The 24,452-nt window shown below is 53.9% G+C and carries 18 protein-coding genes and 9 pseudogenes; 7 read left to right on the forward strand and 20 right to left on the reverse strand.

Annotated features, from left to right (window positions below; translation table 11 throughout):
* Positions 1-44 precede the first annotated feature (44 nt).
* Both FDY98_RS20235 and FDY98_RS20240 read right to left on the reverse strand, forming a co-directional pair.
* Entirely contained in the window at positions 45-236 is a 192-nt protein-coding gene (locus FDY98_RS20235) for a hypothetical protein (RefSeq protein ID WP_035537911.1), read from the reverse strand.
* 34 nt (positions 237-270) lie between these two features.
* Positions 271-861 carry a hypothetical protein gene (locus tag FDY98_RS20240; protein ID WP_051051797.1) on the reverse strand — a complete coding sequence of 197 codons (591 nt, stop codon included), beginning with the start codon at positions 859-861 and terminating at the stop codon, positions 271-273.
* Between the two features lie 166 nt (positions 862-1,027).
* Here FDY98_RS20240 and FDY98_RS20245 point away from each other — a divergent pair, with 166 nt between their 5' ends.
* Positions 1,028-1,843: a tetratricopeptide repeat protein gene (locus FDY98_RS20245; protein WP_051430491.1), complete on the forward strand. Its 816-nt coding sequence runs from the start codon at positions 1,028-1,030 to the stop codon at positions 1,841-1,843.
* A gap of 5 nt (positions 1,844-1,848) precedes the next feature.
* Here FDY98_RS20245 and FDY98_RS20250 read toward each other — a convergent pair whose 3' ends face one another.
* The 10 genes and pseudogenes from FDY98_RS20250 to FDY98_RS20290 form a co-directional block, all read right to left on the reverse strand.
* The gene (locus FDY98_RS20250) at positions 1,849-2,289 is read right to left on the reverse strand and encodes a hypothetical protein (protein ID WP_051051799.1); all 441 of its coding nucleotides are present in this window, start codon (positions 2,287-2,289) and stop codon (positions 1,849-1,851) included.
* Positions 2,290-2,306: 17 nt separating this feature from the next.
* A pseudogene (locus tag FDY98_RS29730) lies at positions 2,307-3,463 on the reverse strand (type II and III secretion system protein family protein).
* A 217-nt stretch (positions 3,464-3,680) separates the two neighbouring features.
* Entirely contained in the window at positions 3,681-5,849 is a 2,169-nt protein-coding gene (gene sctV, locus FDY98_RS20260) for a type III secretion system export apparatus subunit SctV (RefSeq protein WP_027958384.1), read from the reverse strand.
* Positions 5,846-6,208 carry a tetratricopeptide repeat protein gene (locus tag FDY98_RS20265; protein WP_027958385.1) on the reverse strand — a complete coding sequence of 121 codons (363 nt, stop codon included), beginning with the start codon at positions 6,206-6,208 and terminating at the stop codon, positions 5,846-5,848. Before FDY98_RS20265 ends, sctV begins: the two co-directional genes overlap by 4 nt.
* Positions 6,205-6,618, reverse strand: a complete 414-nt coding sequence (locus FDY98_RS20270; protein ID WP_027958386.1) for a hypothetical protein — start codon at positions 6,616-6,618, stop codon at positions 6,205-6,207. Before FDY98_RS20270 ends, FDY98_RS20265 begins: the two co-directional genes overlap by 4 nt.
* A gap of 16 nt (positions 6,619-6,634) precedes the next feature.
* Complete coding sequence (locus tag FDY98_RS20275; RefSeq protein WP_340147089.1) at positions 6,635-7,036, reverse strand: SctD/MshK family protein; 402 nt, start codon at positions 7,034-7,036, stop codon at positions 6,635-6,637.
* Entirely contained in the window at positions 7,036-7,590 is a 555-nt protein-coding gene (locus FDY98_RS20280) for an FHA domain-containing protein (RefSeq protein WP_196518312.1), read from the reverse strand. The genes FDY98_RS20275 and FDY98_RS20280 overlap by 1 nt, the downstream gene beginning before the upstream one ends.
* Positions 7,591-7,760: 170 nt before the next feature.
* Positions 7,761-7,928 (reverse strand): hypothetical protein, encoded by a 168-nt coding sequence (locus FDY98_RS26335; RefSeq protein WP_162836275.1) that lies wholly within the window; start codon positions 7,926-7,928, stop codon positions 7,761-7,763.
* Positions 7,929-8,247: 319 nt separating this feature from the next.
* The gene (locus tag FDY98_RS20285) at positions 8,248-8,904 is read right to left on the reverse strand and encodes a DsbA family protein (protein ID WP_340147073.1); all 657 of its coding nucleotides are present in this window, start codon (positions 8,902-8,904) and stop codon (positions 8,248-8,250) included.
* A gap of 122 nt (positions 8,905-9,026) precedes the next feature.
* Positions 9,027-9,940 (reverse strand): annotated as a pseudogene (locus FDY98_RS20290) (cation diffusion facilitator family transporter).
* A gap of 240 nt (positions 9,941-10,180) precedes the next feature.
* On the opposite strand from FDY98_RS20290, the pseudogene FDY98_RS20295 reads away from it, so the two are divergent.
* Positions 10,181-11,034 (forward strand): annotated as a pseudogene (locus tag FDY98_RS20295) (diguanylate cyclase domain-containing protein).
* Positions 11,035-11,277: 243 nt separating this feature from the next.
* Here FDY98_RS20295 and FDY98_RS20300 read toward each other — a convergent pair.
* The 5 genes and pseudogenes from FDY98_RS20300 to FDY98_RS20320 all read right to left on the reverse strand — a co-directional run bounded on the left by FDY98_RS20300 (position 11,278) and on the right by FDY98_RS20320 (position 16,478).
* Positions 11,278-12,272: pseudogene (locus tag FDY98_RS20300) on the reverse strand (isoaspartyl peptidase/L-asparaginase family protein).
* Positions 12,273-12,279: 7 nt separating this feature from the next.
* Positions 12,280-13,060, reverse strand: a pseudogene (locus tag FDY98_RS20305) (amino acid ABC transporter ATP-binding protein).
* A gap of 258 nt (positions 13,061-13,318) precedes the next feature.
* Positions 13,319-13,504, reverse strand: a complete 186-nt coding sequence (locus FDY98_RS28685; RefSeq protein ID WP_340147074.1) for an ABC transporter permease subunit — start codon at positions 13,502-13,504, stop codon at positions 13,319-13,321.
* Positions 13,505-14,161: 657 nt separating this feature from the next.
* Positions 14,162-15,312 (reverse strand): annotated as a pseudogene (locus tag FDY98_RS20315) (amino acid ABC transporter permease).
* 131 nt (positions 15,313-15,443) lie between these two features.
* Positions 15,444-16,478 (reverse strand): amino acid ABC transporter substrate-binding protein, encoded by a 1,035-nt coding sequence (locus FDY98_RS20320; protein ID WP_009286732.1) that lies wholly within the window; start codon positions 16,476-16,478, stop codon positions 15,444-15,446.
* A gap of 292 nt (positions 16,479-16,770) precedes the next feature.
* Between FDY98_RS20320 and FDY98_RS20325 the strand changes: the two genes are divergently transcribed.
* Positions 16,771-17,649, forward strand: a complete 879-nt coding sequence (locus tag FDY98_RS20325) for a LysR family transcriptional regulator (protein WP_081742569.1) — start codon at positions 16,771-16,773, stop codon at positions 17,647-17,649.
* On the opposite strand, the pseudogene FDY98_RS28695 reads toward FDY98_RS20325, so the two are convergent.
* Positions 17,648-18,020, reverse strand: a pseudogene (locus FDY98_RS28695) (integrase core domain-containing protein); the annotation flags it as partial. The gene FDY98_RS20325 and the pseudogene FDY98_RS28695 sit on opposite strands and share 2 nt — an antisense overlap.
* A 391-nt stretch (positions 18,021-18,411) precedes the next feature.
* Between FDY98_RS28695 and FDY98_RS20335 the strand changes: the two are divergent.
* Complete coding sequence (locus FDY98_RS20335) at positions 18,412-18,897, forward strand: hypothetical protein (protein ID WP_027958394.1); 486 nt, start codon at positions 18,412-18,414, stop codon at positions 18,895-18,897.
* 141 nt (positions 18,898-19,038) lie between these two features.
* On the opposite strand, the gene FDY98_RS20340 is transcribed toward FDY98_RS20335, so the two are convergent.
* A complete protein-coding gene (locus tag FDY98_RS20340; protein ID WP_027958395.1) occupies positions 19,039-19,431 on the reverse strand; it encodes a histone-like nucleoid-structuring protein, MvaT/MvaU family in 393 nt (130 codons plus the stop codon).
* Positions 19,432-19,806: 375 nt separating this feature from the next.
* On the opposite strand from FDY98_RS20340, the pseudogene FDY98_RS28700 reads away from it, so the two are divergent.
* Positions 19,807-20,045: pseudogene (locus FDY98_RS28700) on the forward strand (transposase); the annotation flags it as partial.
* A 36-nt stretch (positions 20,046-20,081) separates the two neighbouring features.
* Here the strand turns inward: FDY98_RS28700 and FDY98_RS20345 are convergent.
* On the reverse strand, positions 20,082-20,948 hold the full coding sequence (locus tag FDY98_RS20345; RefSeq protein WP_197029728.1) for a hypothetical protein: 867 nt from the start codon (positions 20,946-20,948) through the stop codon (positions 20,082-20,084).
* 166 nt (positions 20,949-21,114) lie between these two features.
* Here FDY98_RS20345 and uraD point away from each other — a divergent pair, with 166 nt between their 5' ends.
* Positions 21,115-21,678, forward strand: a complete 564-nt coding sequence (uraD, locus tag FDY98_RS20350; protein ID WP_155706121.1) for a 2-oxo-4-hydroxy-4-carboxy-5-ureidoimidazoline decarboxylase — start codon at positions 21,115-21,117, stop codon at positions 21,676-21,678.
* 59 nt (positions 21,679-21,737) lie between these two features.
* Positions 21,738-24,408 (forward strand): annotated as a pseudogene (aceE, locus tag FDY98_RS20355) (pyruvate dehydrogenase (acetyl-transferring), homodimeric type).
* Positions 24,409-24,452: the final 44 nt, after the last annotated feature.

Here is a 24,452-nt window from a genome sequence, read left to right on the forward strand (position 1 = left end):
ATGAGAAAGGCGCGAACACCGCGGTTGGGGTCGCGCCCTCGTCATTACTCGTCGGACTGTGCTTCCTTGAGAATATTGTTCATCATCGGCATCAGAATCATCTGCCCGCCGACCTTGACCATTCCCTCTACCATTGTTTCCTGCAGCTTCGCGTTATCGACGGCGTCGTCGAAAGCCTGGGAATCGGGGAGCGACTCTGTTGCCGGGTTACTACTGCTTACGGGATCGATAGCCATGGACTGCCTCCTGTGGGTTTCATCGCTTGCTCACTCACGAGCCAGGCGGCTGGGCCACACTGCCTCGAAAGACCTTAACTTCAGCGGGGATCGACGGCGCACTCGGCTGGCGCAACGCTTCGACCCGTTGGGCTATGTCCGCTATCCAGGCGGGTGGCCCCATCACTTCAAGACTGTCGTGCTCTGCATTAATCATTGCGCTCAACGGCTTGCCGACCTGTGCCTGGGTAATCTCCGCGCGCAGGCGTGGTACATCGACATCCGTGAGTTCAAACCTCCGGCGGCTCAGCTCCTGTCGGGCGGCGACATGCAGTACGTAGCCATCGTAAAACCATCCCAGGCCATTGGATTCGCAGACCTGTTCGAGGAACTCGCCAGCGGTGCTGGCGCGGATATCACCACGCACCTCGCCATCCACCGCGTCGCTGACCTCAACGGGCAGGGACAGGTTGCGACCAAACTCCTGCAACACATCACGCACGCTTTGCTCAATAACAATGTAGCGATATTCACGATCCGCCCAAGGCGCCTCGGCGGCCAGCGTGGGGCTGTCTGGCAAACAACAACCAAGCACCAGCATCACAAGATGGCCCAGCCAGGGGTGCTTCCACCTATCTGCCATCATCCTACCCACCCCCCGATGACAGTTGAGTGACCGGCAATCTGTCTTTTTGAGTTTTTGCCCTTCTGGGGTAAACACGCATCACGCTTCATCCATATCCCTGCTGCCCCAAGCCTGGTTTCTCCGGTACACTGATTTTCATTTCCTAACCCTCTGGACTGAGTCACGGATGAAGGAATTTTGTACGTTTTTGCCCAGCATGAGCCGACCTGCGTTCGTCGCCGGGCCAAGCCTGATACTGAGCCTGCTACTGTCAGCCTGCGCTGCGACGCCTGTCGAGATCGATGAAGGTCGCCTGCTAAACTTGGCCAAAGATGTCGATCAGCAAGGCGACCATGCGACCGCCGCCACGATGTACGAGCGCGCCCTGGAGCAGAACGCCCCCTCCGCAGATATTCAGGTTCGCCTGGGCAATGCACTGCTTGCCAGTGGCGAGCCCCAGGCAGCCGCTGAGGCGTTTCGTGCCGCGCTTGCCGAAGACATCCACTTCGCGCCAGCATTACTCGGCCTCGGGACGGCCCAACTGCGCCTAGGTCAACCGGAAAGCGCCCTGCGCAACCTTTCCCTGGCGGCGCCCGAATTGGACAGCGTGGCAGCCTGGAGCCGTCTTGGCGCCGCCCAAGCGCTGGCCGGTCAGCCCGCCCGAGCGGCCAGTGCGTTTGCTAACGCCGTAGCGCTCGAGCCGCGTGATCTCGACGCTCAGGCCAACCTGGCGCTAGCCGAAGCGTTAGCCGGCGAAAATACCCAGGCCATCGCGAACATGCAGCGCATTACGGGCTCCCCGCTGGCAGAGGAACGCCATTTCCGCAACCTGATTCTTGTGCTGGTACTGGCCGGGCGTAGCGATGAGGCACAGCAAGTCGATATCCCCGACCTATCAGCGGCCAACCGCCTTTCCCTGATAGCCAGTGCCGAGCACATAGCAACGCTGCCCGATGCCGCCGCTCGCGCCCGGGCACTCGGGTTGGCATCAGCCTCTAACTAATACCGTCACAGATCACTGGTAGTGGCGTTGGTGCCCATGGCATTGCGCGCTTCCTGCTCCAATAGCGAACGACGCTGGTTGGCACGTTCGCGGCCGTTTAGATACTCATTCGCGGCATCTGCTACCGGCGCCCCCATGGCGGGCCCCATTGCTCTTCCCCTTACCAAATCTTGTGGCTCAACGATCATCTGCTGCAGATTGAAGTCGTTGGCGCAGCCGGGTGGCAGCCCGACTCGCTCTGCATCGTCAGGCCCAGCCTGGCAGAGACGCGGCATGATCGTTGCTTCATGGGGGGCGTTAGTCGCCGCGGCAGTCGTCACTTGACGGTACCCGGTATCCCAGCCCATCGGCCCCATCGAGGACTGGCAGCCGGCCAGCAGCAACGCCACCAAACAGAGCCCAAGGCGTGAAGCCGTACGCGTCCAATAGGTAAATAGCTGCGACATGCAAACGTTGCCTCTACTCATTGCAGATAGAATCCGAATGGGTCATCTTCGAGTTGGGGATTACGGCTGACCTGTGCCCGATCCAGCGGCATTCTGGGTACCGGCGCGGAGGATGGCGCCACCAGATAGGGGGTGATCAGGATGACCAGCTCGGTCTCGTTACGCTGAAAACGTCGTGATCGAAATAGATTGCCCAGAATCGGCATATCACCGAGGAGCGGGATTCGTTCGATCTGGTTGCTCGCCTGGCGTTGAAACAGGCCGGCGATAGCAAAGGTCTGCCCGCTACCCACCTCGACTACGGTATCGGCGCGCCGAACTTGAAGCGACGGAACGTCATAGCCACCAATACGGACACTATCGCTGGCAATGCTGCTGACTTCGGGGCGGACTTCCATCGAGATGCGGCCGTTAGGCAGTAGCGTTGGCGTGCTCAGCAGCGAGACACCGAACTGTTTGTACTCGATACCCACCAGTTCGCTGTTAACCGGTACCGGTATAGGAATCTCGCCGCCAGCAAGGAAGCTCGCCGTCTGCCCTGAGACGGTGGTGATGTTGGGTTCGGCGAGGATCTGCAGCAGATTGTTCTGCTGTAGCGCCTGGAGTAAACCGTCGATGCTATCGGTACCCCACCGATAGGATTGGGGGCGATATTGCTGGTGAGCACACCGAAAGAGAACGAGCCGTTGTTGATCAGCGTATTCCAACTGACTCCATAGCTGAGCAGTTCATCCCGGGCGACTTCGGCGAAGCGCACCCGAATGTTGATCTGAGTGGCGCCGTCGTAAGTCGAGCGATTGATGCTACCGCCGGCCGGCGCCTGGGCATCAAGGGTCGATTGCGTGGCCATGGCGCTCTCGACCGTGGGGCTGCTGCCCTCGGCCACCAGTTGGTTGCCCGCCATACGCAAGTGGATCTGGCTGTCACCGTCGATATCCCGTAGCGCCTGAGAAGCCAACGCACTATCGTTGCGAATCTGCAGCCGCAACGAGGCTTGGCTCTGCTCGTCGGCCCCCAGCGCGATAAGGTTGGTGTCACCGGCCTGTTTGCCGAAGAGATAGATGACGCCGGAAGAAACCACCTGCACATCGGCAACTTCAGGGTTAGCGACGAACACCGACGCAACGTCCTGGTCGAAGCGCAGGATACGCCCCTGCCCGGTCTCCAGCGTCATCGCACCTCCGGAAGCGTCCACGGAAACATCAGCGCTGGCAGTAATTACCGCGAACCACAGCAGTAACGCCCATACCCAAAGCGTCGAATTCCGGACAGCCTGGGGAGGGTTTCTATCGGCGGGTTTTATGCTGATCACGGTTGTTCTTCATCCCTGTTGTAGCGATTTGCATGGGTGCTGAATCATCGACGCACGGCGCCATTGTTTCGCAAGCGTGTTACAACTTGGCGGTTGTTTCCGTTTCCCGGCGTGGAACCGGTTTGGGCAGGCGTATCTGAGCAATTGCTTGCAGGCTGAATTCCGGTGCGATCTCCTGCCAGGCCATGACCGGAAGATCGATATCGTGCTGCTTTAGCCACTGCTGCAGCGCGGCACGCACGTCGCTTGCCGCTACCACCACTGGCTGAAGGTCGCTATCGAGCGCCTCAAGCTGCTGCTGGAACCAGCCGTTCAAGGCCCGCGAAAGCGGTGCCGGCATGCCGCTACGGACGGGCTGATTCTCACTATTTCGCTGGGCGGTACGCAGAGCCTCTTCCAATGGCCGGGTCGCGATCCAGGCAGGCAGAACCCGATCGCTGCGGGCATGGCGGTGACTGATCTGCCGCGCCATGGCAATGCGTATGCGGTCGCTCAGCCGAGCGCTGCTCGATTCTTGCGGCCCCCAGGCCACTATGGCTTCAAGAATAGTGCGCATGGCGCGTACCGGAACGCCCTCACTGACCAGGCGACGTAAAATATCGGCAATTTTCTGTAGCGATACCACGCGAACGGCCTCGGTCACCAGCTCGGCATAGTGTGTTTCCATCTTGTAAAGCAGGGCACGCGCCTCTTGAATCCCCACGAACTCCCCGGCGTAACGCGTTAGCGTGCGTTCAAGACAGCGCTCCAGCACTTGATCCAGCGTGCGATAGCGAATCCCGGCTTCTGTCAGCGCTGAAGTCGCCTCATCGGCAAGCCATTGCCAACTACCGCGACCAACGAGCGCAGGCAGGGTGAAGGGCGTCAACTCAAGCAGCTCCAACACATCGGCATCGTCGTCGAGCAGTATTGAAGAGTCGGGTAGTTCACCGTTGAGCACCGGCACTTCATCCAGCTCAATGGCGAAGCGCTGGTCGGTGAAGGCGGGTTCCAGGCGTAGTCCGACCTGTGGAATGGCGATTCCCAGACCGCGTTCAACGCCTTCGCGGGTGGCCTGAACACTTTCACGCAGCCTGTCGAGTGATAACTTATCCACAAGCCCCGCAGCCAGGCAGAGCATAACGCGGTACTGGCGTGGGTCGTCATCGGCGGCATTGGACGGTGCTGCCTCGTTCACCGCCTCGTTCACGGCGTTGGTCTCAGTAGCTGGGGTCGCGGTAATAACCTCGGCTTGCGCTGCTTGCTCCGTCTCGGCATCGGCCGTCTGGCGACGGCGATGCAGGAAAAAGGCAGCTAAGCCCAGCAATGCTGACAACGTCAGAAAGACGGTCGATGGGAAACCCGGTACGAAGGCCGCGCAGAACAGCACCGCCGACGTCAAACCAAGTGCCTTGGCGTTGCTGCCAAGCTGGCCGACAATCTCACTGCCCAAATCGCTGGCGTTATCGGAGCTAACGCGGGTCACCACGGTACCCGCGCCAACCGAAATCAGTAATGCAGGGATCAGTGCGATCAGGCCGTCGCCGACGGTCAACAGCGAATAGGTTTCCACCGCCGTGCCGAAGGGCATGTCGTGCTTGAGCATGCCGATCGACAGCCCACCGATAAGATTGACGAACAGAATCACCAAACCAGCAATGGCATCGCCCTTAACAAACTTCATCGCCCCATCCATGGCACCGTAGAGCTGGCTCTCGCTCTCCAGCAGCGAGCGTCTGCGACGGGCTTCAGCGGGTTCGATGTCGCCGTTTCTCATGTCGTTATCGATGCTCATCTGCTTGCCGGGCATGGCATCGAGTGTAAAACGCGCCGCCACTTCCGCTACGCGCTCCGAGCCCTTGGTAATCACCAGGAACTGGGCCACCGTAATGATCAGGAAAACCACCATGCCGATGACCACTTCGCCAGCGATAACGAAATTGCCGAAGGCGGAAACGATTTGGCCGGCGTCACCCTCTAGCAGAATCAGTCGAGTAGTGGAGATCGAAAGCGCCAACCGGAACAGTGTGGCAAGCAGAATGATTGGCGGCAGTGAGGAGAATTCGACCGGGTGCGAGATATAGAATGCCACCACTAGAATCAGCAGGCTGAAACCGATATTGATACCAATCAGCGTGTCGACCATCGCCGTCGGCAGCGGGATGATCATCATCACTACTGCAAGCACCATGAAAACAGCGATGATCACGTCACTGCGCTGGGACGCCTGACGAGCCAGGGTATTGAGACGGCCGAGGAGCTTGTTCATGTTACGGTCTCTCCCTGCCGGGATTCCGGGTGACGCCGCCGCTCAAGATACTCTCGCCATAGGCGACGAGCGGTATCATGCTCACCGTTGACCCAGTGGGCGCGGCTACGCAAGAGTTGCATGGCGTCATCCTGTTCACCGGCGGCCTCGAGCCGGTCGAGCACATTGAGCGCACGCTGACCGTTGCCGCTGGCAAGGAACCCCTGGCACAGCGCCTGCAGCACGCCGGTGTGATTCGGTGCCATGCGTGTCGCGATAAGCAGCAATATCAACCCGCGCTGTACCTGACCACTTTTGAGATAGAGGTGTCCCATCAAATGCAGTAGGTCGACGGCATCGCGATCAGCGGTATCGCTCATGGCACGCTCTCCTGATCGGCGATGTTGTCCAGCGGCAGCGCGCTTGCTTCACTCATCCGCCCTTCCCATGCCTGGCGCCAATCAATCTCTTCACCGATCACCTCCTTCGCCAACGCCATGATCTCATCATCGGCGTCCAGCGAAGGTAGAACGTTGTCAGCTACGTGTTGGAGCAGCTCGATGCTGCGAAGGTTAGCGTAGCTGGCAGGATCAATGGCCTCCGGGCGTGCGAGTGCTTCGAGGCGCTCAGTCCACGCCGGGCGGTTTGAGCCACGTTGCCGGGCTTCGCTGGCAGCGTGTGTGAACGTATCGTCCTGCTGCGGCGGTTTCTCAACGACGCTAGGCTTGACGGGATCAATGCCAGCGACGTGATAACGATCCCTTGGAACAAGACGATCAGTGATCTTCATAGCGATATACGCCGGATTATAGTGTCAGGGCGAACTGGTCATCGCCACGGCTCAACAGCACTCGATCCGTTTCGATAGCGGAAATAACCCAGCCAGACGACAGCGACGCGCCTGGATAGAGGCGCTGTCCACGAGCGTCGATCACGTACGGGTTCTTGCCTAACCATACGGCCTGCAACTGCAGGTCGGGTCGAACCGGGGCCTCGCGCTGTTTGACTTCATTCAGCAATACATTATGGCTGCCGTAATGTTGGTCGAACCAACGCTGTGTGGCATTCCAAGCGCCCACCTGGTCGGGGTCGTAGTGACCGGAGACGCTGATATAGTCGCCACTGTCGGCAACCTCCAGCGATGCAAGCCCGGCTTCCGCCAGGCGCTCACGCAGTGCTTGAACCGGGCTCGGGCGAACCTCATCCATCACTGGGGAGTACTCTGAGCAGTGTCCATCATGTGCTGCTCATCGAGCATTGCCGTGACTGGATGATAGCCAATGTTGGCGTCGGCTTGATTGACATCGATGAACTCATAGAAAGCCAGTACTCCCAGCGTTACGACTAGTGCGGCAAGCGTGGCACTGCGATTTAGCCACTTACGCCAACGCACAGGAACTGTCGGCAGCCCAGGGAATATGGCAGGCGCTGGGGGGCGTGAAAGCTCGAGTGCCACGTCGTTGAAATGGAGCTTCGCTGGCAATTCACAGCGCAAACCAGTGCCCTGGCTGACACTACGACCATTAATGGTGATGTCGCCACCAAGCGCCTCGATAGCGATATAACGACCATAGAATCTCAACACAATATGGTGTGGCGCAGTGCCCGGATCGCCGAGCATGACATCAGTAGAATCGTCGCTACCGATACAGCAGACCGGCTCAGTGAGCGTAATGGAGGCACCACGATGCAAGCCTGCGATAACCTTGAGCGTCGTAACGGCTTCGCGTACCGACGCTGAAGCTGAGGTGAATAAAGTCATATACTTAACTCGCCGTGTCGTACGAAGCTTGGAGGGGCTCTTCCGTCGAATGTCTCGATACAGGGGCATTCATCCGGGCGAGGTTTTGAAATCTCTACCGTCCAGGAATGCGTGGACAGGAAACGACAACAAGGCCGCGAGCGACTGACGCCGCCCGCGACTTCCGAGCATCAGTTTTGCGGACGCTGCTTGGTAGCGTCGAGCTCGGTTTTCTTCTCTGTCGTGACTTTGGTGATTTCTGCGGACTTCTCGATCGCCTGATCGAACACTGCTTTCATGTCGGCGATTGCGGAATCAGCACCGCCACCCGCATTATCTACTGAGGGAGTATCGGCCATTTTACTGCTCCTTAATCCAGAGAGATGTCGTTCGAATGATGCGCCTATGACGCCAAAGCTGAAGCCGTTCGATCGTTCTTTCGACGTTGTTTCGTAAGGAGGAAGACGATCCAACATTAAGCAGATTGCGGGTATTAAGTGACGAGGCGATGTCAGTAAAATGAAAGTTGAATGATTTGCCTTATTGTCTTGTGGCGAATACAACGCCGATTGGGCAGTCAATTTGGCCGCGTTTACCCCAAAAATAGGTGCTCTCGCCAACCGCCTTCGACCAGCGCGGGGCTTAAACTCATAAGCCCTATCAGCAACCAGCGCTGATTCATTGGGCTTTTGCTTCTTCAGATATCTCCTCGATTTCACTCTTTACGACATCAATCAGCTCCTGCATACCAAAGGGTTCTAGCAGCTCACCGTTGACAAAAAAGGTTGGCGTCTGGCGAATCTGATTCGTTTTGACGTCTGCCATGTCTTGGTCAATCACCGCTTGCACCTCAGCTGAGTTGAGTTGCTCCTCAGCGGCAGCTCGGTCAAGACCGGCTTGGCTGGCAATCTCCAAGATAGCTGATTCATCGAAACGGCCATGAGATGCCCATTGATCCTGACGAGAGAGCAGAGCTTCGAGTACCGGTTCGAATACGTCCTGGTGTCGAGCGACTTCCAGCACGCGTATGGCCGTATCAGAAACCTCACCGTGGAAAGGTGTGTAGCGCACGATTAGCTGCACTTGCTCAGGATAGGTTTCCAGAATACTTTTGGTGAGAGGATAGAAAGCACGGCAGGCTTCGCAGGCCGGGTCGAAAAATTCCACAATGGTTATAGGTGCCTCTTGCGGCCCCAGGATCGGTGAGTGTGAACGCACCAAGGAGCTCTCGGCCTGTCCAGCATCCTCACTCGCCGCCTCAGCTTGCATGTCCAATAGTGCAGGTTTCAATACCACCACGATGGCAGCTGTCAGCATCAACGTACCCGCAAGCATAAAAGTCGCTTTTTTGAACATTTTTCTCTCTCGATTTCAGTGATTATTTGGCAAATTAGGCCAAGATTTGATTGCACAAACCAAGCTAAATGACTGCCTATGTAGACCAGCGTGAGCGTGTATTACTCATGCCCATAGAAGTTGGCATCCTGATGTGCGTGATCAATATGCTCAAACTCTAAGCTGGAATGGACAATGTTGAAGCGCGTTTTTAACTGCTCTTTGATCTCTGTCTTAATTGCCTCAAGCTGCTGCCAGCCTGCTTCCGTAATGACCACGTGGCAGTCAAGGGCGGCCATGTTTTCCTGCATCTGCCATAGGTGCACATGATGAATATCGTGGACACTTTCGACACCACGCACGGCTTCAATGACGAGTTGACCGTTAATATCTGGGGAGAGCCCAGCATCAGTGTGCGGATAGGCCCCCCAATCTCCGAAAAGGCGAGGTAAAGGATATACAGCGCAATACCTATCGTAATCGCAGGGTCTACCCAGCGCATGTCGTAGAGCAGAATTAATGAACCGCCGATAATCACAGCGATGGAGGCGAACGCATCAGACAGGTTATGCAGAAAAAGGGCGCGAATATTGACGCTACCTTTTTGCATTGACCAAGTAAGCATGGCGGTGAGGGCATCGACAACAAGAGCGACGCCACCGATGATAACGACCAACCAACCCTGGATCTCTGGCGGTTCAATCATGCGCATGGCGCCTTCGTAAATCAGATAGAGGCCAACGAGAATGAGCGTAGTGTAGTTAATCAGTGCTGCCACTATCTCGATTCGGCCATAGCCGAAGGTCATTTGCGCATCGGCGGGCCGTCTTGCGATCTTGCGCGCAGCAAAGGCAATAACAAGCGCTGCCATATCAGAAAAATTATGCAGCGCATCAGCGATCAGCGAGAGGCTTCCCGCCATAATACCGCCGACGATCTGGGCGATGGTTAATAAGCCATTTGCCCAAATGGAAATACTGACACGTCGGTCGCCAGAGGCAGGATCAATGTGGGGATGATCATGATGATGTCCCATATATAAACCTCGTTAAGTTTTTTCATTCCCGGTACTATAAAACCTCTAGTAACTAAAGCTTCAACCCCTGAATGTCGTCCGTTGGCACTCGCCCCGGGAGGGCAAAGCCTACCCTGGCGATGGCCGATACGCGCTTGTCATTACGGGAGTGACCTTTCCCCCAAAATTTCCAGAATTCTTTATCGTCCACTTCGCGATTGCTCTATAGTCGAGGAACGCTAACCGGATTATCCCTTGTCTATGACCGTTGACCTGCAAGCCCTTTACCCCAAACTGATTCACCTGATGCTGGACACCGTCTTCGTGGTCGATAAAGACAACCAGATCGTCTTCGTGAGTGATGCCTGTGAGTCGCTGCTCGGTTACCTTCCTCAAGAGTTGATCGGCACTCTAATCACGAACTACATGCACCCTGACGATTTAGCCGCAACGCGGGACTCCATTGTTCGTGTGATGAGCGGTAAGCCCCATATTGATTACCGCAACCGCTATATCCGCAAAGACGGCGGTATCGTGCATATCCTGTGGTCTGCCCGCTGGTACGAAGCAGAGGAAGTGCGGGTCGGTGTAGCGCGCAACGTCACAGCGCTTATGCAGGCCGAGGAAGAGTTACGCTACCTCGCCCACCATGATCCACTGACAAAGTTGACCAACCGAGCGCTCTTCTATGACCGCCTTACCTTGGGCCTGAGCATGGCCCATCGCTATCAGAACAACCTGGCATTGCTATTTCTGGATATTAACGACTTCAAAAGCATCAACGATATTCATGGACATGCGGCGGGTGACCGGGTGCTCTGCACGGTAGCAAGACGATTGGAAGGCTGTGTACGCGAGACGGACACGGTGGCCCGCATGGGCGGTGATGAATTCACGGTGCTGTTAACGGACATCAAGTCAGCGCACGCTGTGACAGAAAAGGTGGAACAGATTCTCACGGTCATGAACGAGCCACTAGGCGCTGAATTCGGCGAGGTCAAAATGCCATCCTGCAGCATCGGCGTGGCCTGCTATCCCGCCGACGGGAAGACGCCGATACCCTGCTGAGCCGTGCTGACAGCCATATGTATCAGATCAAAAGGCGCAGCCGTTAGCGGGTGATGAACCACCGAAGGAAATCGACTACAACAAGCAGCGCGGCAGAGATGATCAGCCCGGAGGCTTTTGAAGCCCGGATAATCGCTTAAACCATGTCTATCGTTGCTGGAGAAGAATGACAGAGCAAAGGACTGAGGAACGAACACCGTAGGTGCTTCACTTATTGATTGAGTTCCAGATTATAGCCAAGATGGTAGGAAGCCATTGGCTTCCCAACCTCTTTTTCCCTTAATATCCGATTAGCCATGCACTCGGTCGTCTTCTGCATAAATCGCAGTGTGAAGCTGACCGTAATCATCCCTCCACGCCCGATACATGCCAGGTGTATTGAAGCTCAACTGGGTTTTTCCATTCGGTGACACGGCGATAACGCCACCCTGTCCTCCTAACGTTTTTAGCTCCTGATGGACGACTTCGTCACAGGCCCTATGAAGATCGCGGCCAGCAAAGCGCATGCGGGCGGCTATGTCATGCCCTACTACAGCACGCATGAAGTATTCACCGTGCCCTGTCGCCGATATCGCTGCACTACGGTCGTCTGCCCAAGTGCCCGCGCCAATAATCGGCGTGTCGCCTATACGTGAGTAACGTTTATTAGTGATGCCGCCGGTCGATGTGGCGGCTGCGACATGACCATGGCTATCAAGAGCAACAGCCCCTACGGTGCCAAATTTATGTCCCGAGTTATCATTTACCACAGTTTCTTCAATATGGTGATCAGCGTGGCTTGGTTCGAGACTGGGGGCTGTTGAGCTAGAGCGGTTGCCCTGCCATTGACGACGGCGTAGCTCGGTATCAAACCAATCATTGGCTACTTGAGGCTGATTCTGCTCACGCAAGAAACGATCGCGCCTTCTCCAGCCAACATGACATGATCACTGTGCTCCATAACAGCACGAGCTCCACGGATCGGATTACGGACATAATGAGCACCCGCAATGGCACCTGCACTCCGATCAGCTCCGTTCATTATAGCAGCATCCATTTCATGAATGCCGTCTGCAGTGAACACAGCACCTTTGCCTGCGTTGAACCAGGAACACTCTTCTAGCGACACGACACAGGCCTCAACTGCATCCAGACTGGTGCCACCTGCTGCCAGTATCCGGTGGCCAGCATCAATAGCTTGGCGCAAGGCCTCATGAATCGCGTCCTCATCCTGAGGCGACAACAAGCCGGGGGTTAGCACACCGGCGCCACCGTGAATCGCAATGGCGATAGGGGGCTTATTCATGCAGCAGTTACTCCATGTCGAGAATCTGTGTCAGGAATCGCTTGGTACGGGCTGACTGAGGGGTATCAAGAACTGCTGCGGTGGAGCTTCTTCACGATTTCGCCCTGATCCATAAAGACAACACGGTCGGCGACGCGCCGCGCGAACCCCATTTCATGAGTGACGCACAGCATGGTCATGCCATCATTGGCAAGATCCACCATTACCTCCAGTACTTCAGCAATCATTTCGGGATCTAGTGCCGAAGTAGGTTCGTCAAAGAGCATTATTTTTGGCCGCATACACAATGCTCGAGCTATAGCGATACGCTGCTGCTGGCCACCTGAGAGTTGGCCAGGATATTTATTGGCGTGCTCTCGCATCTGAACACGATCCAGAAGAGACAGCGCATACTCAATCGCCTCCGCCTGGGGAACCCTCAAATTCGCAGTTTGAGGCAGCGTACAATTCTTGAGTACGCTCAAGTGGGGAAAAAGATTGAAATGCTGAAAACATCCCGACGTTGCGCCGGATCCGTTGCAGGCGCTTACGGTTTTCATCCAGCGTTTCTCCTAGCACGGTCAGAGACCCTTGCTGATGCCGTTCCAACTGATTGACGCAGCGAATCAACGTTGATTTTCCAGACCCGAAGGCCCACAAACCACAATACGCTCGCCACTGGTTACCTTGAGAGAGATGTTTTTTAGCGCGTGGAAGTCGCCATACCACTTGTTGAGATTGTCGATGCTAATCGCAGTAGTGTCGTGGTTAGCTGATACTGTGCTGCTGAATTGGGATGCAGTACTCATGAGCGACTCTTTTCCATTTGTTTTTCCAAATGTCGCGCGTAGCGAGACAACGTGAAGCAGATCGTAAAAAAGAATAAGGCTAGGAAGAGGTAGACCTCATGCTCGAGTCCGAGCCATTCAGGAGCTGCTGTGGTACTCATCGCGATACCGACGACATCAAGCACGCCGACCCCACGACGAGGGTGGTTTCTTTGAAGAGACCAATGAACTGGGTAAGCAATGGAGGTATGGTGTTACGTAAGACCTGCGGCAGAATGATCAGCCCATCGTTTTCCAATAGGAAAAACCCAGGGCTTTTGCGGCTTCATATTGCCCACTTGGCATGCCCTGCAGGCCGCCACGAATGGTTTCTGCCATATAGGCCGCAGTGAACATAATCAACACGATCAGCACGCGCAGGAAAATGTCGATGGTCATCCCTTCGGGGAATAGCAGTTGGATCATGAGACGCCATAAACAGCAGCGTGATCACCGGTACCGAGCGCACGAGCTCGATATAAAGTACTGAAAGTAGTTTGATCACCGGCTTATTAGAGCGTCGACCGAGGGCAAGCAGAATCCCCATCGGCAGAGCGAATAGCATGCCGATTACGCCAAGAAATACGGTAACCAGAATCCCTGCAAATTTCGTTGAGGAGACCTCGGGCAGGCCAATACCACCCTTTAGAAGCCACCACATCAAAAACGGAAGAACGATTAGGTATCCCAACACCCAGCGGCGATCAATTTGCTTGATATACAGCAAAGGCAAGATTGCCGCTGCTAGACCGAACGCGATATTGACGCGCCAAATTTCGGTATCAGGATAAAACCCATAGACAAATAGCTCGATACGTTGTGTCACTGGTAGCCAGCAGGCTCCGCCACCGACACAACCGGCCTTGCTGTCGCCAACAAAGGTAGCGGAGAACAGCAACCAATCCAGTGCGAGCGGAGTGAACCATACCAATCGCGCCAATGTGATCAGGCTCAAACAAGACTGAAATGGAGTAGGGAAGAGTTGCGTCTTGATCCATCGAGTCACTTGATGCCCAAAGGATGGTGAGGTGGTACTTGTACACCGCTATGACTTTGTGTAGCTGATACGGTCATCATCGCTCCTTAACCGTGGGTGCGCAGGCTGATGCGGTAGTTGTAAATATTCATCAGCAGCGATGTAATGAGGCTAATAGCGCAGTAGGTAGCCATCACTAAGGCAATGCATTCGATCGCCTGGCCAGTTTGGTTAAGCGTTGTGCCTCCCGTGGCAGACACTAACTCCATGTAGCCTACGACACGCCCAAAGAAGAATTCTTAATGATATTGAGATAGGTGCTGGTGACTTGGGGAACCATTGGGTAAATTGCTTGGGGTACGATCAGACGCAGCATGGTAGGCATTTCAGAGAAGCCTAAGGCGCCTGGCTGCTTCGTACTGGCCGCGTGAAACAGACTGAATCGAGCCCCACGATCTCGGCAATATAGCTCGCGCTATAAAGGAGAGCGCTAACCAAAGACCAGTAGCTCGGGTGGTAAGTTGACCCCACCTGCAAAGCCAAAACCTCGCGAAACCGGCACATCCCATTGCCAGGAACTACAGTAAGAGGTATACGAGTATCGAACTGCGATGGCACCGGCCACTATCGCTGGCCACACTGAGGGCCAAATCCCTTCCATTGTAAACCTGCTCGATAACGTGCAATCATGTGCGTAACCGAGGACAGCGCCTCCGATGATAGACACGACTCCCCAGCCGACTAAAGAACCATCGGATGCCCATGCAACGGTCAACCCACGGTTGCTAAGAAAGGCACCATCCTGAAAAGAGATCGCTTGGCGAACATTAGGGAGGGCCATCATAAGCCCGTACCACCAAATCAAATGCACAATGAGTGGCACGTTTCTGAGGAACTCAACTGCTAGGTGACTAAGACGCCCAAGCAGCCAATTTTCAGAAACGCGGCATACACCAAGGAAGACACCAATAATCGTCGCGAAAACAATACTCAATACTGAAACAAGTAATGTGTTGAGAAGCCCTACTGCATAAGCACGCAAATAGGTATCATTCGGGCTATAGTCAATCAGTTGGAAGCTAATCGCATAGCCAGCCCGCTCTTGAAGAAAACCGAATCCCGAGGCGATGCCTAAAGCATCAATATTCGCACTGGCATTAGTGATCAGCACATAGAAAGCAACAGCAACAACGGCTAACACAATACACTGCTGTAATGCGCTGAGTACGCGGGCGTTATGAACAATCTTGGTCCACATAAGTGTTACCTGTTGTTAGGCCGTGTGATGACGAAATAGCAGTTGAGACATGAGAGGCAAGACAAGGGCGGCCTGATAGCCTTATTGTTCGAACGCCCCAGTCAGTCAATGCCTACTAAGTAGGCACAGAGTTATCGAACGGGAGCAGCGTAGAGGATGCCATCATCGCTCCACAGACGATTAAGCCCGCGCTCGAAATTCAGTGGAGTATCGGGACCGACATTGCGATTGAAGATCTCTTCATAGTTCCCGACCTGTTTGATGGCCTGGTATGCCCATGCATCATCCAGCCCGAACTTCTCTCCAATATGACCATCGCTGCCAAGCAGCCGCGCAACGTTGGGGTTGTCAGAATTATTGCGCATTTCTTCGACATTCTCTGACGTCACGTCGAGCTCTTCAGCATTCATCAATGCGAAGGCTGTCCAGGTAACAATATCGCGCCATTGAGCATCACCCTGAGGGACATAAGCACCCAAAGGCTCCTTTGAGATGGTTTCGGGTAGAAGGGTAAAGGCATCTGGATCAGCAAACTGTGTTCGCCTTGACGCAAGGCCACTCATATCGTTGGTGATGGCATCACAGCGGCCATGCTGAAAGGCGTTATACAATTCAGTGCTCTTCTCGATCACCACAGAGCTATAACTCATGTCGCGACGACCAAAGTAATCCTCAAGATTTTGCTCGGAGGTAGTGCCGGGAGAAAGGCAGAAGACAGCCCCATCGAGCTCTTCGATAGTGCTAACACCGAAGTCGGCATGCGTCATTACACCTTGGCCGTCATAAAACCAAGGTGTTGTGAAATCAACCCCGAGGTTGGCGTCACGCGAAGCTGTCCAGGTAGTAGCGCGAGCCAGCACATCCACCTCTCCTGAGGCGAGTGCAGTAAATCGGTTTTTCGCCGTAGTGATCACGAAATCGACCTTACTGGCATCACCGAGTACCGCTGCGGCCACGCTGCGACAGAGATCGACATCCATCCCACCCCATTCACCGTCATCTGTTAGATGAGAGAAACCTGCCTTATCGCTGCTGACACCACAGCGCAGTGTGTCGCGGGATTTCACATCTTCGAGCAGACTTGCTTGAACGCTGCCCATCATGGAGATACCAACACTTAGAACACTGTAGACTGCACATTTTTTCAATAAGAGTGGTTTTTTCATATCTTTATCCTTGTTTCGTCAAGATTTTAATCTGACTTATTATTGATATTGCTTTGTTTCTTCTCGATAACTCTACTCCCCTAAGAATCACTCGCGAGTGCTGACTGATCGCCATTCTTGCACCCAGTATCTAATATACGGATAGTCTAATATTAAAGATGCCCGCTAATCTGGCACACTAGCTACCAGTTCCAGTGCAGTTCTCAAGTAATATTGGTTAGCAATTTTATTGAACTTCCGCATATGGCTTACAAACAGAGACTGCTATCCCTAAGGTCTATCTGGAGACGACATGGACATTACTTGGTACCAAGATTTTCTAGCACTTGCGGAAACGGGCAAGTTCACAGCTGCTGCAAGCTTAAGGCAATGTTCACAATCTACTTTAAGTCGCAGAATTCAGTTGCTGGAAAATCACCTAGCCACACAGCTTTTTGATCGACGTGTCACACCTATTCGCCTGACCCCATCTGGTAAAGCGCTCACGCCTACTGCGTCTGAGTTAGTACGGCTTTCTCAAGAATGCGAACAGAGTGTAAGAGTACTTGACCACCCTTTGACCTTTGCATCGTTGCATACGCTTGCCTGCAACTTCTTTCCACAATGGATATCTCAGTACTCCACTCTAGACGAACCATTATTTACACGGATCGATACAGGGCATAAAAGTACCGAGAATTATTACATGTCACTTGTGTCTGGGCGCAGCGACTTTATTCTGTTCTACCGTGACACTGAATCGGAGCGGTATTTTCAGCGCGATGACTTTGAAGTGCTCTCGCTAGGAACAGAAGAGCTTTATTGGGTAGGCACACCGGAGATGGCCAAATTGTGCCAACAGTCTCATGGCACTATTCCTTGGCTCACTTATGCCAGATCGGCTCAATTACATGAATTATCGCGACCTCAAGTAGCTCGGCATCCTGAACCAAATCGCCTAAAAAGAACCTTCGAAGCTACTGTATCAGAAGCGCTCAAGCCTATGGTTTCGTTAGGGATGGGCATCGCCTGTATGCCACATAACATGATAGCTCCTCTAGTCGAGGAAGGCCGGTTGGTTAGACTATACCCCGATATGCCCTCGAATCATTTAGAGATAATTTTGGTGAGATGGCTAGGTAATCATGATGCAACTGCTGATACTTTCTGGAAGCGTCTTAGCAGCAATTAGTATCGATGACGACCTTGGCGTGATGAGGGCTGGTGAACCAACGCTCGTTCAGACATTCATCTCGAAACCGCCCGTTGAACGATGCGATGTGGGCGTTATGATTGATTTTTCCAGACTCAATTAAAAACAGTGCAACGTCACGCTGATGAGCCCACGTCAACATAGCGCGCCCACAGAATTCCTTTCCATCATCTGTACGAATGGTGCTAGATGGCCCACGCTACACAGCCAGTTGATCCAGAATCTGCGTTAATGGCAGCCCATAGCATGCTCGGGCACGATGGCCATGCTTCATGGGTATCGTCGTCGACAACGGTTAAGTTCTTTATCCCTCGTACTTCAGCGGTACGGTCAAATACAAAATCTATTGATCAGACCTGATCAAAGCACAAGAACCTACGAACAGCCATTACGGCTTTATACTACTGCGATAGGGTAGCTATCAGATTACGACCCGTGTGAGGCTTAGCATCTACATCCCCCCAGCACCGCCGAGGAGAATCACTGCATTAGTAAAGTTAAATTTGCGAGCCCGCTCACTACCACTAATATTAGAAGGCGCCGTCCGAATCACTGCACGGAACTAAGGTGTTGTGGTTGCTTGCTGGGGTAGGTGCCCATAGGCCTGCACCCACATGAATTGCTTTAGAGCACTCTATCGGGCAGCAGAGGAAAGCCTCTATAGCCTATGTGGTCATCAGTCGCCCTACGCTTATGCTCGGCTTCTAGTTGAGCGGAGCTAAAAAATAAAGGGAAATGGGAATGTTAAAAAACAGCTATTTAATCTCTCGTTCGACCGCCACGGCTCTTTCTCTGCTGCTATCTTCCTCGGCTTTGGCGGATGAGGTGTACAGCGAGACAGCAACCGGTATGGTCGAAGCCGCTGTTCAAGCGATCTGCGAGGGTGATAAAGAAAGACATCTTTCAATGCACCAGCGGAAAATTGAACCCGATCTATATTATGAGGAAAAATTCTCTGCCTTCCATACAGCATGCAGAGATAACGGTATAGCAAATATTGAAACGACATCTGATTTTGATGATGCATTAATGCAAGAGCAAAAGCGTCGATTTCACATTGATGCAAACATCGTCATGGGAGACGGGTCTGTGTACGCAACCACGTTTCGAGTGATTTGGGGGTCGTTCAACGTGCCAGAGGGTAGCAACTCAGTCGAGGCGTGGAGATTGGGCGGCCTTAGTAGAGTAGAAGTACCTATCCTCAGGGAAGACCTGTCGCGAAATTAACGGATGGCTGATGGACTTACTCGTTACTTTTCTTTCCCAGCACATCGCTTAAATAATTTTTCGCTCACTGAGCGGGCTCAGTGAGCGTTTTAAAGGGTAACTTTGCCAAGCTGGCGTTGTCACCACTAATAAAAATTAGTCTTATTGCGCGATTTCTTTCACAACCCAACTGACCACTTCTTCATTACCAAATTCAGCCTTCCACTCCTGGATAACTTTGTGATTCCCGCCACGGGTTTCTACTACCTCACCAGTGTGTGGGTTCTTGTATACCTTCAAGGGACGTTTTTTACGCCCATCTGTGCTGCTGGTGCTTACCTTGCCAGCTTTTGCTGGTTTAGAGCGGTAAGATGGGTCAAGCATTTCACATACGTCGCGCGCTAATTTTCCGTGCTCAGTCATAAGTGCTTGTAGTCTTTCTTTGAATTCAAGCTCTGCTTTTAGCTCACTGTTGTTTTCCAGCGCTTGCAGCTCTTCCTGCAGCTGCTTTAACATCTGTTCTTTTTTGAGATAGTTACTCAGTACCGACGCCATAGTCTAAATTCCTATATTTTTAAAATTTAAGGTAACCCTTAAACATATATCTTACGCATTATAGCTTTAATATAGCCATTGAGAAAAGGAAAGCTCAATTTTCAGGCCTGGATGCATAGAATAACCGCAGCACTTTGGATCATAAGGTAAAGATAGGAGGGCCAGCAACGGCATCCTCTCTGCCTTAACCTGCCATAGTGAAGCAGGGCATGGGATATCGACAACCGACTCAGGCCCAACGATACCAAATTTTTAGCTATCTTTAGACCGACATCAGCCAGCGGGCCATTGGATCCCACAGCAGCACCATTAGCTTCGAGATAAAACGCAACGAGCCGACCAGGGTTATGCGCCAGAACAGGCCTTGTCGGCCAGACATATATTTGCGACCCGCACCGCTCATGCCAGCGTGGTATTAATGAAAACACCAATGACTGATTCGCCAATATTTCCCGAAAGGGACAGGCTTCCGACACGGGTCAGACACAGAGCTAAGGGTCGTCGTCAGTAACCTCAACGATAGACCAAGAAAGCGGCTGGGATACCGAACCCCAGCCCAGGTGTTATTAGGAGAATACGCAGAAGCACTAGCAGCCGCTGCATTTATTGGTTGAATTCAGAATTAAAGGCTAGGCAGCTGAGTTTCTATATTAGAAATGCCATTCGATATTAAGCGTCATAGCGTCGGTATCAACCCCTGGCTTATTGTGATTACCAAATTTATTGCGCCAATATTCGTAGCCAACGCCGGCCCATAGCGAGTTTTCCGCCCCCCACGCGACTTGTCCTACATCCAGCATCAGCGAGGTACGCATTAACTGCTCAGGCTTGGTCGAATCGCCAAAGTAGTCATCCCCTTTCGCACCATTGTAGTTATAGAAGCCTTGAAATTTTAGCGGTAACGCAGCCGCTTCAAACGGTAACCCCCAAGCCAAATTGATTTGGTAATAAGGGTCAAATGAGATGCTGTTCTGGTTTTCGGGTAGCCCACAGGGTGGCAGGCCGCAGTGGTTCCACTCCCGGCTATAAAACAGGCTTAGATCTACAAATCCTCGCGGCACGTCAAACTTAAACGTTGGCCCAACTACCAGTTGGCGCTTACGCGGCGCAAAGCCGGTGTTTTTAGTGTTGAGGTCAAACCCGAAGGTTAGTGCCATATCCCTCACTGGCCCGAATGCTACCGGCTCATCAAACACGCCCCCCGCATGCAGTTGATGACGGTATGTCAAGTACGCTTCCGTTGCCCCTGAGTCACTATTGCTGGCGGGATCTTCATTACTGGACTGTAGAAGATCCAGATTGAAAAAGTTTTGCCCCAGTGAATAACCACTTGCATGGGTGAACTGGAGAATATGCTTCTCCACATTTTCAGGGTTATTAGGCTCCATAAACTGTGTTCCATAGCGATAACCCACAAACGTATCACTCCACGCCGCCGCATGAGCACCTGCCGACATACAGCCAAGAAGTGTGGCCACCGACACGTACTTAGCCACTGCTCGGTTTCTCTTCAACATGCGAAAACCTCTTTTGTTTGATTTTTTAGACGCATTTTTTAACGCCGCGAATGTTTTTGCTGGCGTGAACAACCGTTTTTTTTCGATAACAGCACTTCTTAGAGTACATTTATCTATATTTATTGTATACAATAAGAATGACAATAAAATACAAAAGGAGCATACAATGTCGCTAATTTTAAACGCCGCACGCCCTAGCAGCCTTGGTTTAGAAGATTTTCTTACCCATTACGGCGATATATTCGAACACTCGCCATGGGTAGCAGAAGCTTTTTGGAAACAAGAGCTTACTGATCAGCATGATGATGCCGATGTACTAGCAGACAGTATGGGAGCAGTGCTTAGGAACGCCGATGTTGATCAGCAAATTGCGGTTATCCGCGCTCACCCTGATCTAGCGGGAAAAGCCGCCTTGGCCGGCGAATTAACCCAGGACTCCACCCGCGAACAGGCGGGAGCAGGCCTAGACCAGTGCACCGCTGCAGAGTTTGAGCGCTTCCAACGGCTGAATCAGGCTTACCAGGATAAGTTCGGCTTCCCCTTCGTGATTGCCGTTAAAGGGCTTGATCGTCACGCCATTCTCGATGCATTCGAAAAGCGACTTGAAAACGACGCCGTAACTGAACGACAAACAGCCATTAATCAAATCATCCAGATAGCGCGCTTTCGCTTGCACATGCGTGCCGAGACGGCTGCAAAACCCCATGAGATTACTCTTCCCACAGCCTGAACGGTGCTCGCCCTTCAGGCTGTGAGGCTTACCCTTTATCGTCATTCGGAGAGACCTCTATGAGTCTGGAGACAAGAGAAGATCTCGATCCGATCGAAACCACGGAATGGATTGATTCCCTGGAATCGGTATTGGATCGTGAGGGCGAAGATCGTGCCCGCTACCTGATGACCCGCCTGGCGGATCGCCTGCGCCGGGACGGCATGAAGGTGCCCTTCTCGGTGACGACCCCGCACCGTAATACGATCCCGGTTCACCGCGAAGCACCGATGCCTGGCGACCTGTTCATGGAGCGCCGTATCCGCTCCTTGATCCGTTACAACGCCATTGCCCAGGTGATTCGTAATAACCGCGCCAAGCCGGGCCTGGGTGGCCACATTGCCAGTTTTATGTCCTCGGCTACCCTGTATGACGTGGGCTTTAACCACTTCTTCCGCGCGCCTCAGGGCGATTTTGCCGGTGACCTGATTTATATTCAGGGCCACGTAGCACCGGGCATCTACGCACGTTCCTATTTGGAAGGGCGTCTATCGGAAGAGCAGATGGACAGGTTCCGCCAGGAAGTCGATGGCGATGGCCTCTCTTCCTACCCGCACCCGTGGTTAATGCCGGACTACTGGCAGTTCCCCACGGTCTCCATGGGGCTGGGCCCGATTCAGGCTATCTATCAAGCGCACGTGATGAAGTACCTGCATCACCGTGAGCTGAAGGATATGTATGACCGCAAGATCTGGTGCTTCATGGGCGACGGCGAGTGTGACGAGCCGGAATCCCTGGGCGCCATTTCACTGGCTGGTCGCGAAAACCTCGACAACCTGATCTTCGTCATCAACTGTAACCTGCAGCGCCTTGACGGCCCTGTGCGCGGCAACTCGCGGGTGATGGACGAGTTCGAAGGCGTCTTCCGTGGTGCGGGCTGGAACGTGATCAAGGTCGTCTGGGGGCGTCACTGGGATCCGCTGTTCGAGAAGGATAAGAAAGGCATCCTTCAGAAACGCATGGACGAAGCGGTCGACGGCGAGTACCAGAACTACAAAGCCAACGGCGGCGCTTACACCCGTGAGCACTTCTTTGGCAAATATCCAGAAACCGAGGCGATGGTCAAAGACCTCTCCGACGAAGATATCTGGAAGCTCAACCGCGGTGGCCACGATCCGTTCAAGGTTTACGCGGCGTATAACGAGGCGGTTAACACCTCTAACGGCAAGCCCACGGTCATCCTGGCGCACACCGTTAAAGGTTACGGTATGGGTAGCGGCGATGGCGAAGCGGCCAACGAAGCGCACCAGGTCAAGAGCATGGAGTATGAAGCGCTCAAGACCTTCCGCGATCGCTTCGGTATTCCGTTAACCGACGAGCAGCTCAAAGACGTGCCGTACTACAAGCCGGAAGACGACTCTCCCGAGCTCAAGTACATGCACCTGCAGCGTGAGCGTCTGGGCGGCTACCTACCCAGCCGTCAAAGCGACTTCGAGGCCTGGAGATCCCCAGCCTCGAAGACAAGACCTTTGCCTCGCAAATGGGCGGCTCGAAAGGGCGTGAAGTCTCGACCACCATGGCGTTTGTGCGGGTGCTTAACGGCCTGGTCAAAGATAAGACGCTGGGCAAGAAGGTGGTGCCGATTATCCCTGACGAAGCGCGTACCTTCGGTATGGAAGGCATGTTCCGTCAGTTGGGTATCTACACCTCGGAAGGTCAGAAGTACGAGCCGGTGGATAAAGGCCAGATCATGTTCTACCGCGAGGATCAGAAAGGGCAGATCCTCGAAGAGGGCATTACCGAAGCCGGCGCCATGTCGGCCTGGATCGCCGCGGCGACCTCCTACAGCAACAACAACGTCACGCTGCTGCCGTTCTACATCTACTACTCGATGTTTGGCTTCCAGCGTATCGGCGATCTGGCCTGGGCGGCGGGTGACCTGCAAGCCCGTGGCTTTATGGTCGGCGGCACCGCCGGGCGCACCACGCTCAACGGCGAAGGCCTGCAGCACCAGGATGGCCACAGCCTGATTCAGGCCTCCACCATCCCCAACTGCCGCAGTTACGACCCGACCTATGCCCATGAAGTCGCCGTCATTCTGCAGGATGGCCTGAAGCGCATGTTCACCGACAAGGAGAACTGCTTCTACTACCTGACGGTGATGAACGAGAATTACGAGCACCCGCGCTGGAAAATGTGCCCGCCGACGATATCGTTAAAGGCATGTACCTACTGCGCGAAACCAAGGGTGACAAGGGCCGCGTTCAACTGCTGGGCTCTGGCACCATTCTGCGCGAAGTGGAAGCTGCCGCTGAGTTGCTTGAGAACGATTGGGGCATCGGCGCCGACATCTGGAGCGTGACCAGCTTTAACGAGCTGCGTCGTGAAGCGCTGCTGCTGGATCGTGAAGCCTTCCTGAACCCAGACGCCGAGGCCAACAAGCCTCACGTCACACAGTGCCTGGAAGGGCGCGACGGCCCGGTGATCGCGTCGACCGACTACATGAAGCTGTATGCCGATCAAGTGCGTGCCTGGGTACCGGGTGACTACACTGTACTGGGTACCGATGGCTTTGGCCGTTCAGACACCCGCGAGAAGCTGCGCTACTTCTTCGAAGTAGATCGCTACTTCGTGACCGTGGCGGCGCTACGTGCGCTGGCTGAGCGTGGCGAGATTGATCGCAAGCAGGTTGGTGAAGCGCTTAAGAAGTACGGCATTGATGCCCATAAGCCTAACCCGCTGACTAGCTAAACCGCTGACCGGTGGGCGGTGGCCCACCGGCTCGATCCGATTTG

The organism is Halomonas sp. PA16-9 (assembly GCF_009728585.1).
GTDB lineage: Bacteria > Pseudomonadota > Gammaproteobacteria > Pseudomonadales > Halomonadaceae > Vreelandella > Vreelandella titanicae.